This window comes from Rhodococcus shunpengi (assembly GCF_048381395.1).
Classification (GTDB): Bacteria; Actinomycetota; Actinomycetes; order Mycobacteriales; family Mycobacteriaceae; genus Rhodococcus.
In genome coordinates this window covers 213,079-225,000 of the sequence record NZ_JBLWIU010000032.1, presented here as the reverse complement: position 1 = coordinate 225,000, position 11,922 = coordinate 213,079, and the positions used below count along the sequence as shown (strand labels likewise).

Annotated in this window: 12 protein-coding genes; 2 read left to right on the top strand and 10 right to left on the bottom strand. The window is 67.4% G+C overall.

Annotated features, from left to right (window positions below; all coding sequences use genetic code 11):
- Position 1 precedes the first annotated feature (1 nt).
- From ACNJ7K_RS19545 to ACNJ7K_RS19535, 3 genes are all read right to left on the bottom strand, one after another.
- A complete protein-coding gene (locus ACNJ7K_RS19545; protein ID WP_006551884.1) occupies positions 2 to 238 on the bottom strand; it encodes an MbtH family protein in 237 nt (78 codons plus the stop codon).
- Positions 235 to 1,626 (bottom strand): lysine N(6)-hydroxylase/L-ornithine N(5)-oxygenase family protein, encoded by a 1,392-nt coding sequence (locus ACNJ7K_RS19540; protein ID WP_268655135.1) that lies wholly within the window; start codon positions 1,624 to 1,626, stop codon positions 235 to 237. Before ACNJ7K_RS19540 ends, ACNJ7K_RS19545 begins: the two co-directional genes overlap by 4 nt.
- A 235-nt stretch (positions 1,627 to 1,861) precedes the next feature.
- Positions 1,862 to 2,662, bottom strand: a complete 801-nt coding sequence (locus tag ACNJ7K_RS19535) for an alpha/beta fold hydrolase (RefSeq protein WP_085469374.1) — start codon at positions 2,660 to 2,662, stop codon at positions 1,862 to 1,864.
- A 195-nt stretch (positions 2,663 to 2,857) separates the two neighbouring features.
- Here ACNJ7K_RS19535 and ACNJ7K_RS19530 point away from each other — a divergent pair, with 195 nt between their 5' ends.
- Complete coding sequence (locus ACNJ7K_RS19530) at positions 2,858 to 3,067, top strand: hypothetical protein (RefSeq protein WP_016692417.1); 210 nt, start codon at positions 2,858 to 2,860, stop codon at positions 3,065 to 3,067.
- An 86-nt stretch (positions 3,068 to 3,153) separates the two neighbouring features.
- Entirely contained in the window at positions 3,154 to 4,665 is a 1,512-nt protein-coding gene (locus tag ACNJ7K_RS19525) for an alpha,alpha-trehalose-phosphate synthase (UDP-forming) (protein ID WP_159416741.1), read from the top strand.
- 10 nt (positions 4,666 to 4,675) lie between these two features.
- On the opposite strand, the gene ACNJ7K_RS19520 is transcribed toward ACNJ7K_RS19525, so the two are convergent.
- From ACNJ7K_RS19520 to ACNJ7K_RS19490, 7 genes are read right to left on the bottom strand one after another with little or no spacing between them, the layout of a single operon-like run.
- Positions 4,676 to 5,392 carry a twin-arginine translocation pathway signal gene (locus ACNJ7K_RS19520; protein ID WP_174246937.1) on the bottom strand — a complete coding sequence of 239 codons (717 nt, stop codon included), beginning with the start codon at positions 5,390 to 5,392 and terminating at the stop codon, positions 4,676 to 4,678.
- Entirely contained in the window at positions 5,389 to 5,901 is a 513-nt protein-coding gene (locus tag ACNJ7K_RS19515) for a hypothetical protein (protein ID WP_120281397.1), read from the bottom strand. Before ACNJ7K_RS19515 ends, ACNJ7K_RS19520 begins: the two co-directional genes overlap by 4 nt.
- Complete coding sequence (locus ACNJ7K_RS19510) at positions 5,901 to 7,313, bottom strand: MCE family protein (RefSeq protein WP_120281396.1); 1,413 nt, start codon at positions 7,311 to 7,313, stop codon at positions 5,901 to 5,903. The genes ACNJ7K_RS19515 and ACNJ7K_RS19510 overlap by 1 nt, the downstream gene beginning before the upstream one ends.
- On the bottom strand, positions 7,310 to 8,527 hold the full coding sequence (locus ACNJ7K_RS19505) for an MCE family protein (RefSeq protein ID WP_006551892.1): 1,218 nt from the start codon (positions 8,525 to 8,527) through the stop codon (positions 7,310 to 7,312). Before ACNJ7K_RS19505 ends, ACNJ7K_RS19510 begins: the two co-directional genes overlap by 4 nt.
- Complete coding sequence (locus ACNJ7K_RS19500; protein ID WP_120281395.1) at positions 8,524 to 9,849, bottom strand: MCE family protein; 1,326 nt, start codon at positions 9,847 to 9,849, stop codon at positions 8,524 to 8,526. The genes ACNJ7K_RS19505 and ACNJ7K_RS19500 overlap by 4 nt, the downstream gene beginning before the upstream one ends.
- Positions 9,846 to 10,904, bottom strand: a complete 1,059-nt coding sequence (locus tag ACNJ7K_RS19495) for an MCE family protein (protein ID WP_192378628.1) — start codon at positions 10,902 to 10,904, stop codon at positions 9,846 to 9,848. The genes ACNJ7K_RS19500 and ACNJ7K_RS19495 overlap by 4 nt, the downstream gene beginning before the upstream one ends.
- Positions 10,901 to 11,920: an MCE family protein gene (locus ACNJ7K_RS19490; protein ID WP_060654192.1), complete on the bottom strand. Its 1,020-nt coding sequence runs from the start codon at positions 11,918 to 11,920 to the stop codon at positions 10,901 to 10,903. The genes ACNJ7K_RS19495 and ACNJ7K_RS19490 overlap by 4 nt, the downstream gene beginning before the upstream one ends.
- Between the last annotated feature and the right edge of the window lie 2 nt (positions 11,921 to 11,922).

Here is an 11,922-nt window from a genome sequence, read left to right as displayed (position 1 = left end):
TTCAGCTGCCCTGGCGGGCCTTCTCGTCGGCTTCCATTGCGTCGCGAAGGCTCTTCGGACGCATATCGGTCCAATTCTGCTCGACGTACTCGACGCAAGCGGCGCGCGACTCTTCGCCGAATACCACCCGCCACCCCTGCGGAACCTCGGCGAAGGTCGGCCACAGCGAGTACTGCTCCTCATCATTGATGAGGACGTAGAAGCGGCCGTCTTCGTCGTCAAATGGATTCGTGCTCATCTCGCCTCACTTGTTGCGTAGGTGTGATGGTCCGATATCCTACCAAGCTCGTCGATTCCTCCCCCGGCTCCGGGCAGACGGAGCTCGCGGCGTTCGACGATCGAGGTCAGGATCTCACCCGCGCGGATCGCTGCGTTGGACAGCAACGACGCGGTCAGACCGTGTGTCTTCTCGGTTCCGCCCTGCAGGTAGACGTCGGCCGTGACGTTCTCGGGCAGCGGCAGACGGTAGTCGCGGGCGACGGACAGAACGGGTGTCTCGGGCGCGAGATCCCCCAGCAGCGGCGTGAGAGGCGTGGGCTCGAAGCCGGTCGCGAGGACCACGGCATCGCACTCGAGGGTCTCGGTGTCGCCTTCGAGATTGTCGCGGATCTCGACGGTGACTCCCGCGTCGATCTCGATCGCCGACACGACCTCCGAGGCACGACGCATGAACAGGCGGCGACGACCGCTCACCCGTTCGCGGTATTCGGTCGCGTAGAGCGCCTCGATGAGTTCGGGCGAGACGACCGAGTAGTTGGTGCTGCGGTGCAGGGCGAGCAGACGCTCACGCTCGGACAGCGGGGCCGCGTGCAGCTCGTCGACGACCTGCGGGTCGAAGATGCGGTTCGCGTACGGGCTGTCGTCGGCGGGGCTGTACCCGAAGCGGTTGAAGACGTTGTGGACCTCGGCCTGCGGGTAGTGCGTGTGGAGGTACTGCACGACCTCGGCAGCGCTCTGCCCCGCACCGACCACCACGAAGCGCTGGTGCTGCGGCTCCGGCATGTCCTCGATGTGGAAGAGGAAGTGGTGGTTGTGGAAGCAGCGGGCGGACTCGGTCGCCCACTTCGGGAGCCGGGCACGCAGTCCGACTCCGACCACGACGCTGTGCGCGTACACGACGGCGCCGTCGGCGGTCCGCACGGCGAACAGGTCGGCAACCCCGTTGTGGTTGCGGACGGTCTCGACCGAGACGACCTCGGTTCCGTAGCGGACGTCGGCATCGACGCGCGTGGCCGCCCACTGCAGGTAGTCCTGGAACTCGTGACGTGTGGGGAAGAACGTCTGGTGGTTGACGAAGTCCACGAGACGGCCACGGTCGTGCAGGTAGGAGAAGAAACTGTACGAGCTCGTGGGGTTACGGAAGGTGACCAGATCCTTGGGGAACGCGATCTGCATCGTGGCGCCCTCGAGCAGCATGCCCGGGTGCCAGGCGAAGGCCGACTGGCGTTCGAAGAAACGTGCCCGGATCGCCGAGGAGGGATTGTCGGTGTTGTGCTCCTCGACGGCGATCGCGAGCGCCAGGTTCGAGGGGCCGAAACCGATACCGACGAGGTCGAAGACGTCTCCTTGCGAGTTGCCCTCCGACCTCCCCGCGTCATCGGCGACAAGGCTGGAACGGTCGGTCATCACTCAACTTCCGTACTAGGGGGGCCGGAGGGGCCCATGATCGGTTCGTACGAGACTCGAAGGTAGCTCAGGCTAACCTTTGTTCGGTGAGCGTACCAGTGCCCGACGGTCCGCGGGACGTCCCGATCTCCCGGATCACAGGGGACCTTCGTCGCATGTCGACGACGACGGGCGCGGTGGTTCGTCGCCGATCCCACCGCGCCCGCCTGCCGATTTCCCTTGTGAAGGGATTCCTCTAAGAAGCCAGGAAGTCCACCAGGATCTTGTTGACCGCCTCGGGCCGCTCGAGATAGCCGTAGTGCCCGGCGTCCGGGATCTCCTCGTAGCGCGCACCCGGAATGGCGTCCGCCACCTCGCGCGACAGATAGGCCGGGATCATCCGGTCGTCGGCGAATCCGACGGCCAGGCACGGCACGGTGATGCCGCGGTAGGCCGCGCGCCGATCGAACTCCCGGTCCATGCCGAGCTGCGCGCGCACCCCTGCCGACACCTTTCCTCCGCTGAACTCGAAGACATCCAGCCAGTCGCGGGCGGTGTGCTCGTCGGCCAGCGAGGCCGGCGACAGATTCATCACGGCCGTGACGGCGGCCTGGTACTTCGGCGGCAGTTCGACGCCGCTGTCGTAGAGCTGCCGCTCGCCCTCGGTGAGCGTCAGCTGGAACTGGTCCATGCGGGCGTGGCCGGCCAGGAAGACGGCCTTGCGGACGAGTTCGGGACGGGCGAGCGCCAGCTCCTGCGCGACACGCGCCCCCATCGACGTACCGATCACGTAGGCGGGGCCGCCGAGCAGTTCGATCAGACCGGCGGTGTCCTTCACCAGGTCGTCGATGGTCATGCCGCCGAGGCTCTCGCCCGACGGTGCGATGCCGCGGTTGTCGAAGGTGGCGACCCGGTAGCCGGCCTTGACGAGCGCGGGCACCTGGTGCAGATCCCACACGCGCCCCGGACTACCCGTTCCCATGATGAGGACGACGAGATCGCCCGTTCCCTTGACCTGGTAGTTCAGCGGGATGCCGTTCACGGTGGCAATGGGCATGAATACCTTCCTCGACGAGAGCGCGGTTGTGCGCCGCGGGTCGGCGCCGTGACGTCGTGCGCCGGAAACACACACCGTGTACCTACAGCACGACCGTCCTACGGTACCGCGACGTAGACGTGCAGGACCGTGCCAGGACCGCCCTCGGAAGGCGGGTGGCGGTGAGCTGTCCGATTCTCCTAGAGTCGAAGGACGATGCGTGCTCGCACAGAGCAGCGACCCCGGGAGGACATCATGGCCGCGGATCCGACCACCGCGAACGACATCGCCGACGAGGATCTCGAACCCGTCGCCGACGAAACCGCACGGCAGGCGCAGCGAGTCGTCGCCGCCTACGCAGAGAATGCGGACGAGTGCCGCATGCTGCTGTCGATGCTCGGCATCGGTCCCAGCGACAAGCACTGACGAGCACGACACCCACCCCGGTGCCGGTGGCGGCACCCACCCCTGCCGGGCCGGCGACGGCACCGGCCCCGAAAGAGGACCACAACGTGACAGCAGGCGAAGCGAACGCAGCGGGGAACCACGACTCGCACGCCGGGTCGGACTTCGTGGTCGTCGCCAATCGCCTGCCGGTCGACCTCGAACGGCTTCCCGACGGCACCACCCGCTGGAAGCGCAGTCCGGGCGGACTCGTCACCGCGCTCGAGCCGATCCTGCGTTCGAACAACGGCGCGTGGGTCGGCTGGGCCGGCGTGGCCGACGCCGAGTCCGGTGTCATCGTCGAGGACGGGCTGACCCTGCACTCGGTGCGGTTGAGCACCGAGGACATCGCCGAATACTACGAGGGGTTCTCCAACGCCACGCTGTGGCCGCTCTACCACGACGTGATCGTGCGCCCGGAGTACCGGCGCGAATGGTGGAACTCCTACGTCGAGATCAACCGCCGCTTCGCCGAGGAGACCGCGAAGGCCGCCGCGGAGGGCGCGACCGTCTGGATCCAGGACTACCAGCTGCAGCTGGTGCCGAAGATGCTGCGGATGCTCCGTCCCGATCTGACGATCGGCTTCTTCCTGCACATCCCGTTCCCGCCCATCGAGCTGTTCATGCAACTGCCGTGGCGCACCGAGATCGTCGAGGGTCTGCTCGGCGCCGATCTCATCGGTTTCCACCTTCCCGGTGGTGCCCAGAACTTCCTGTATCTCGCCCGACGTCTGGCAGGTGCCCAGACCTCACGCGGCAACATCGGGATCCGGTCGAAGCTCGGCGTGGTCCAGGTCGGCTTCCGCTCGGTGCGCGTCGGCGCTTTCCCCATCTCCATCGAATCGGGCCGGCTCGACCAGCAGTCGCGGAGCAAGGCCATCCGCGATCGCGCCAAGGCGTTGCGCAAGGAACTCGGCAACCCGAAGAAGATCCTGCTCGGCGTCGACCGCCTCGACTACACCAAGGGCATCGACGTGCGGCTCGAGGCGGTGCACGAACTTCTCGCCGAGGGTCGCATGGACCCGAAGGACACCGTGATGGTGCAGCTCGCGACCCCGAGCCGGGAGCGCGTCGATTCCTACGTCCACATGCGCGGCGAGATCGAGCGGACGGTCAGCCGCATCAACGGCGAGTACGCCGAGGTGGGGCGTCCGGTGGTGCACTACATCCACCGCCCGGTCCCCCGCGACGAGCTCATCGCGTTCTTCGTCGCGGCCGACGTCATGCTGGTGACCCCCTTGCGCGACGGCATGAACCTCGTCGCCAAGGAGTACATCGCGTGCCGCAGCGATCTCGGCGGCGCGTTGGTGCTCAGCGAGTTCACCGGTGCCGCAGCCGAACTGCGGCAGTCGTTCCAGTGCAACCCGCACGACCTCGAGGACGTCAAGGACAAGATCCAGGCCGCGATCGAGGTGCCGCGCGAGGACGGCCGCAAGAGGATGCGTGCGCTGCGCCGTCAGGTGCTCACGCACGACGTGGATCGCTGGGCCCGTTCGTTCCTCGACACCCTCGCCAACACCGGCGCCGCCGGGCGCGCGCTGATCGCGCCGGGTGAGGACGGCGAACCCGACCCCACCTGACGGCTCTCTCCTAGATCGGGGTCAACCGGCCGACGAGCCAACGCCCGTCCTGCTTTTCGAGTTCGACACGCACCCGGCTGCCGCTGCTCACCGCTTCGGGGTTCTCCGAACTCGTCGTGATCTGGTTGAGGAACAGCAGGGTCACGGCGCTGTCGGCGTCGGCGGAGACCACCGACGACGCCTGCACGCTCACCTGCACGCTGATCGCCTTCTCCTTGGCGCCCGGCGCGATGATGTTCTTCATCAGATTCGTGTACTCGTCGCGGAAGTCGCCGGTGAGACCCTCTGCGGCGGCGTCGGTCTGCGCGTCCACCTGATCGTGGGTGTAGGCGAGCATCGCGACCGCCTGTTCCTCCGCAGCGACCCGCGCCTCCGTCCGTGCCGTCTCGGCGGCGGACTGCTGGGCGGTGCCGTAGGCGAGCCATCCCACCAGGACCGCGAAAACCAGTGCCACGACCGACAATCCGATCGCGATGTGCGGCAGGTACGATGCCTTTGTCGCCTCCGCGTCGGAGGGGTCCGCTGGTGAAGCCTCGACGGCGGTGGATCCGCCCGTCTCCTCGGTCTCGCCGGACACGGCGTCGTCGGACACCTTGCCGGACACGGCGTCGTCGGACACCTTGCCCGACACGGCTTCGTCGGACACCTTGCCGGACACGGCTTCGTCGGACACAGTGTCATCGGTCGTCTTGTCGAGCGTCACGCGATCGTCCTTCTCGTCGGTCACGGCACGAACTCCACCTTCGACGCCAACAATCTGCCGTTCTCGTCGCAGATCGTCACCCGCAGTCGGAAGTCGCGTGCTTCGGGTTCGGTCTGGTCGGCGTTGCTCACCATCGCGCGGGAGGCAACGAGCGACGACGCGCACGTGCCGTCCTCGTTCTGAATCCCCGCTTCGAGGACCTCACCGGTGGTGTCGACACCCGCCTGTTGCACGACCTCCACGAAAGGTCCTTCGCGGCCCTCGAACTCGGCCTTGAAATCACCCGTCGCGCCGTCGAGCAGACGGGCGACGTCGGCGTCGGCGGTGTCGGCGTTGATGGTGGTCAGGTTGAGCACCGTCTGCCGTGCGGCCTGCAGGTACGCCTCCCGCCGCTCGTCGCGTTCGTTCGCGGACTGCCGGTCGACGATGAGCCAGGCCCCGACCGCCACGAGCGCGATCACCAGCACGGACGCGATGATCGCGACCGGCTTGGCCCATCTCGGCGTCGTCTTCTTGTCGATCTCGTCTGCCATCAGCCCTGCTGCGCCTTCATGTAACTCTCCAAGCTCCGATCTCCACCGAGATCGGCGTGCGTGTACACGGTGCCGTCGGGACCAATGTACGTCCCGGTCTGCGGATCGATCCGTCGCGCCGCGACCCCCGCGGGAGCCGTGTCGTCTCCCCCGCCGTAGGAGGCGGGCGTGGGTGCGACGTTCTCCGAGGCCACCGGCGTGGGCGGCCCGGTCCACGGATTGTCCGAGTAGGTGGGGCTGTACCCGGTGCGGCACGTGTCGGGCGTCGGTGCGCGACGGCCCGGGTACTCCATGCACGGCAGGTTCCGGGCACCGCGGATCGCGTTCGGATAGTCCTGCGGCAGTTGGCAGAAGACGTCGCCCGGGGTGTCGACCATGGACGTGTCGGCCGGGCTGCGCCACTGTTCCGGCGGCACGAAACCGGCCAGACACGGCGGCGGATCGTGCAACTGCAGGTGGAAGTCCACCACGGCACCGTCCTCGGGCGGGCCGTCGCCGGCCGCGGTGATCAGGGCCGTCGTCATCGGCGGGTACAGCACCAGGATCTGCTCGATGCCGGCGTTGTAGATGACGCCCACCTCGCCGACGCTCACCAGATTCGCGAGCAGCAGCGGCAGCGTCGGTTTCAGGTCCTGCAGTAGCGATTCGGCTTCGGCGGCAGCGCCCGGTCCGATGTCGAGCAGGGCCCGCAGGTCGGGGTCGCTCTCGCGCAGACGATCGGTGAACGTCACCATGTCGCGTGTCCACGACCGGATGGCGTCGCTCGTGACCACCTGCGTGTCGAGCAGCGGACCGATCTGGTCGATCAACTGCCGTGTCTCGGCACTGTTCGCCGAGGCCTCCTGCACGAACAGGCGCGTCGAGTCGATCAGTTCCTGCAGTTCGGGTCCGGAACCGTTGAAGGCGTCGAACGCCTCGTCGACCACGGTCTGCAGTCGCGTGTCGCCGATCGAGGCGAGCAGCACGTCGGCCTGGTCGAGCAGGGCACCGACCTCCTGCGGCACCGTCGTGCGGTCGATCGGGATCACGTCGCCGTCGGCCAGGCGTTCGCCGCCCGAACCGTCGGCGCGGGGCACGAGATCGACGTACTGCTCACCGACCGCCGAGACGCTGCGCACGGCCGCGTCGACGTCGGCGGGGATCTTCGCGTCGCTGTCGATGGACAACGTCGCCTCGACGCCCGTCGGCGACAACGAGACGCTCCGGACGGTGCCGACGGTGTTGCCGCGGTAGGTGACGTTCGAATGCGGGTACAGGCCACCGGTCGACTGGAGTTCGACGACCACCTCGTACCGCCCGACCCCGAACAGAGCGGGCAGCCGCACGTACATCAGCGACATCACGACGAGTCCGACGACCGTGAGGATCGCGAAGATCGTGAGCTGGATGCGGACGAACCGCGTGAGCATCATGGCGCGGGCACCCCCAGGGGCAGGCCGGGAATGGTGATCTCACCGATGCCGGGGATCGTCAGTTTTCCTTCGGGACCGGGCGGTGGCGGCGGTGGCGGCTCGAGCGGCGCACGGAACGGATCGGTCGCCTGCGCAGCGAGTCCCGCGTCGCGGCCGAGGATCCCTTCCGGACCCGCGAGGCGTCCCGCGAGTGGCGTCCCGGACAGGAAGTTCAGGTCGAGGCGTTCGAGACTGAGGTCGATCGTCATCGCGAGGTTCGCGTAGTCGCCGCGGATGATGTTGTTGATGCCCGCCTGCGGGAAGGGATAGGTGAGCAGCACACCGAGCACCTCGGTGAGGGCACTGCCCGAATCGGCCAGGGCCTTCAATGTCGGCGCGAGCCCTTCGAGATTCGCCTTCAGGTCGTCGTTCGAGGTCTCCACGACCCGGCTCGCCACGGTGCTCATCTCGCCGAGCGAACTCATCGCGGCCGTGAGGTTCGAGCGCTGATCGGCCAGCACCTCGAGCGCGGGCGGCAGTTCCTCGAGAGCCCGGACGAGGGTCGCGTTCTGGTCGTCGACGGTCGCGGCCAGGCGGTCCATGCCCTCCAGCGCGGCGATGATGTCGCCGCGCTGCGTGTCGAGGGTCGACACCAGTTCGTCCAGGCGCGGGAGCAGGTTCCGGATCGAGTCCTCCCGGCCGACGAGTGCCGCGTTCAGCTCGGTGGTGATGTCGTTGATCTGCGCGAGCCCACCACCGTTGAGCACCACCGAGAGCGACGAGAGCGTCTGTTCGGTGGTCGGATACGCACCGGCGCGTTCGAGCGGGATGACGTCGCCGTCCTCGAGCCGGCCCTGCGGGGGTTCGCCGACGGGTGGGATCAGTTCGAGGTGCTGCGATCCGAGCAGACTCGTCTGCCCGATCCGGGCGAGCGAGTTGGCCGGAACGATCACGCCTTCGTCGAGCGAGACCGTCACGAGCGCGTGCCAGCCGTCGAGTTCGATCCCCGAGATCGACCCCACGGTGACGTCGTCGACCCGCACGGGCGAGTTCTGGGTCAGGGTCGTCACGTTGGGCATCTCGATCTGCACCCGGTAGGCGCCCTCCCCGCGGCCGGCGGTGCCGGGCATGGGAATCGAGTTGAGCCCGCCCCACTCGCACGCGGTGAGCGTCGTGCCCACCGCGACGGCAGTGACCGCGACGCCCAGGCGGCGGAACATCGATCGGCCGGTCATCGTCCTCCTCCCGGCTGCAGCAGGGAACCGAGATCCTGCGGGACCTGCAGCGACGGCAGGCCGCCGAGGATCCCGTCGAGCGGCGACGCCGCTTCCGACAGCGACGGTCCGGGTGCGGTGCCGCGTCCTTCCGACGCCCCTTCGAGCCAGGGTTCGGTGTAGACGATGTCGCCGTCGAAGGCCTGCACACCGGCGAGCGGATTGACCAGCAGCGGAAGGTAGTTGGCGTTGATGGACGACAGCACCGGTCCGAGCTGCTGGCGGCACAGTTCCTCGCTGCGTTCGGAGGTCGCGTTGGCGGCGGCCGCGACCGACCCGCACATCCACTCGACGGGGTTGGCGAGGTTGTTGATCGCGAGTGCGCCCGTGAGCGAACCCTGCGCCGGTTTGTAGATGTTGTAGAAGTTCGCGAGGGAGGTCGGGCCCGAGTGCAGCACCCGCTCGATCTCGGGTCGCTTGCGGGCGAGCACCTCGGTCGCGTCGGCGAGTCGCTGCACCGATTCGGTGAGACCGGCCCGGTTGTCCTGCACGAACCGCTGCACGTCGCCGACGGCGATGTTCAACTCGGACAACGAGACCCCGAGCTGGTCGGAGCTCTGCGCGAGCACGTCGGAGACCGACGCGAGACGACCGCCGAACTGGACGATCTGCTCGTTGCTCGACGAGAGGACCGACACGAAGGTCTGCAGGTTGCGGATCGTCGAGAACAGGTCGGTGCGTCCCTCGGAGAGCGTGCGCATCGTGTCCGACAACTCGCGCAGGGCCCCACGCACGGTCTGCCCGTTGCCCTCGAGATTCTCGGCTGCGGTGTCGATGAACCGGCCGAGGGATCCTTGCGGGTCGAGTTCCTCGGGGCCGAGCGCTTCGGACAGCCGCATCAGTTCGGTCTTGATCTGGTCCCATTCGACCGGAGAGGCCGTGCGCTGCATCGGGATCGTCGCGCCGTCCTCGATCGTCGGACCACCCGAGTAGACCGGGGTGAGCTGGACGAAGCGTGCCGAGACGAGGCTCTGTGCGATGACGACGGCGTTCGCCTCGGACGGGATCTCGACGCCGCTGTCGACCTGCATCGTCACCCGCACGAGGTCGTCGCGGGGTTCGATGTCGCTGATGCGTCCCACCGACACCCCGAGCACCCGCACGTCGTCGCCCTCGTACAGGCCGCTGGTGGAAGCGAATTCGGCGTGGATGGTGCGCTTGCCGAGGTCCGGGAGGACGAACACGGCGAGGGCGCCGAGCACGAGCACGACGACGGCACCGATGATCGCCGCCATCAGCCAGGCCGGGCGCCGCCGGGTCGTTGCGACGGTATCGGTACTCATTCGCCGTCCCTCTTGATCGTCGGGGGTTCGTCCGGGATCACGTCCTGCAGATCCTCGGGGAGGAGATCGGGCGCGACCTGGCTGTCCACCACGGCCTTCCACCACGGTGCCGGCAGGATGTTGGACACGTAGGCGTTGAAGAACGGTCCGCTGGCGACGGATTCGCCGAGCGCGCCGATGTACGGGCCCAGACCGTCGAGTGCGCCGGCGATGTTCTCCTTGTTCGCCTGCAGGTTGGCCGTCACGAGGTTGAGCTTCTCGAGCGTCGGCGCCATCTGCGCCTGGTTGTCCTGCACGAGGCCGGTGAGCTGACGTGAGACGGACGAGATGTTCGCGATCAGTTCGGTGATGGCGTCGCGGCGCAGACTCAGTTCGCCGAACAGTGCATTCGCGTCGACGATGAGCGCGTTGACCTGGTCGCTGCGCTCGGCGAGGATGCTCGTCACCCCCTCGGCGCGTTCGAGCAGCTGGTCGAGCGATTCGTCGCGGGCGTTGATCGACTGCGACAGGCGGGTCATGCCCTCCAGGGCGCCCTGGATCTCGGGCGGGGTGTTCTCGAGCGACTGCGACAACGCGTCGAGCGACTCGTTGATCCGGTCGGTGTCGAGTTCGGAGACCGACGTCGTGAGGTCGCCGAGAGCGTCGGTCAACGAGTACGGCGAGTTGGTGCGTTCGAGCGCGATCACCGAACCCGGGCGCATCACGCCCTCGCCACCGGGGCGCAACGCCAAGGACTTCCGGCCGAGGACGGTGTTGGTCTTGATGTCGGCACCGGTGGTGTCGCCGAGCCCGATGCCGTCGCGGATGCGGAAGGTGACCAGCACGGCCTGATCGTCGAGCCGCACGTCGGTGACGTCGCCGACGTTCACGCCCGCGAGCATGACGTCGTCGCCGGGGACGAGGCCACCGGCGTCCTGGAAACGGGCGGAGTAGCTCAGGCCACCGGAGAGGAAGTGCAGCTGGTCGTACTGCAGACCGGCGAGCACGATCGCGGCGGACACGGCCAGGCCGACGATGCCCGTCCGGATGTAGTTGGGGTCACGAGGTGCACTCATTCGACCTTCGCACACCTTCCCGTGTCGTGGTTCGCCGTGGTGTACCGGATGGTGGTGCCGTCCGGTCCGGAGAACTTGAAAGTGTTGGCACAGAGGAAGAATTGGAAGAAGTTTCCGTATGCACCCACGCGGATGAGTTTCTTGTAATCGGAGGGCAGACGTTCGAGCGTGCGGTTGATGTCGTCCTTGCCGAGATCGAGCTGGGTCATGGTGCGGTTCGTCTCGGCGATGACCGTCTGCAGGTCGGGCCGGTTGTTCTGCAACAGTGCGGCGAGATCCGCGGTGCCGGAGGCGATCTGCGGGATCGACGCGCCGATGGGATCACGATCCGCGGACAGCCCGCCCACCAGGGTGTGCAGCTGTTCGATCGTGTTCTCGAACTCGCGGTCGTGATCGTCGATCGTGCCGAGGACGGCGTTGAGGTTGTCGATGACGTCGCCGATCAGCTGGTCGCGGTCGGCGAGGGAGTTGGTGAACGAGTTGGTGTTCCCCAGCAGCGACACGAGCGTGTCGCCCTGCCCCTGGAAGACCTGCAACAGCGCTCCGGAGAGGTCGTTGACCTGCTGCGCGTCGAGGCCCTGCAGCAGCGGCTTGAATCCGCCGAGGAGCAGGTCGAGGTCGAGGGCCGGTTCGGTCTGTTCGATCGGGATGCTGCCACCGGCGGGCAGGACGTCGACGCTGCCGGCACCTTCGAGCAGTTCGAGATACCGGTCGCCGACGAGGTTCTCGTACCGCACGGTGGCGCGGGTGCCGGTGAACAGCGTGTGTTTCGCGTCCACATCGAACTCGATCTCGGCGGTGTTGTCGCGGCCGATGTCGACCTTCTTCACCGAGCCGACCTGCACCCCCGCGATGCGGACCTTGTCGCCGGCACCGAGACCGGAGACATCGGTGAAGGTGGCCCGGTAGTTCTCGGTGCCGGTGAACCGCGCTTGACTGAACACGACGGCCAGCCCGGCGAAGATCAACGCCATCGTGACGGCGAAGATCAGGAACTTGACGGTGGTCGCTCTCATGG

Bases quoted from the DNA above. Each gene is read 5' to 3' on its own strand.
- ACNJ7K_RS19545 (WP_006551884.1), bottom strand. From the start codon at position 238: ATGAGCACGAATCCATTTGACGACGAAGACGGCCGCTTCTACGTCCTC.
- ACNJ7K_RS19540 (WP_268655135.1), bottom strand. From the start codon at position 1,626: ATGACCGACCGTTCCAGCCTTGTCGCCGATGACGCGGGGAGGTCGGAG.
- ACNJ7K_RS19535 (WP_085469374.1), bottom strand. From the start codon at position 2,662: ATGCCCATTGCCACCGTGAACGGCATCCCGCTGAACTACCAGGTCAAG.
- ACNJ7K_RS19530 (WP_016692417.1), top strand. From the start codon at position 2,858: ATGCGTGCTCGCACAGAGCAGCGACCCCGGGAGGACATCATGGCCGCG.
- ACNJ7K_RS19515 (WP_120281397.1), bottom strand. From the start codon at position 5,901: ATGGCAGACGAGATCGACAAGAAGACGACGCCGAGATGGGCCAAGCCG.
- ACNJ7K_RS19510 (WP_120281396.1), bottom strand. From the start codon at position 7,313: ATGATGCTCACGCGGTTCGTCCGCATCCAGCTCACGATCTTCGCGATC.
- ACNJ7K_RS19505 (WP_006551892.1), bottom strand. From the start codon at position 8,527: ATGACCGGCCGATCGATGTTCCGCCGCCTGGGCGTCGCGGTCACTGCC.
- ACNJ7K_RS19500 (WP_120281395.1), bottom strand. From the start codon at position 9,849: ATGAGTACCGATACCGTCGCAACGACCCGGCGGCGCCCGGCCTGGCTG.
- ACNJ7K_RS19495 (WP_192378628.1), bottom strand. From the start codon at position 10,904: ATGAGTGCACCTCGTGACCCCAACTACATCCGGACGGGCATCGTCGGC.
- ACNJ7K_RS19490 (WP_060654192.1), bottom strand. From the start codon at position 11,920: ATGAGAGCGACCACCGTCAAGTTCCTGATCTTCGCCGTCACGATGGCG.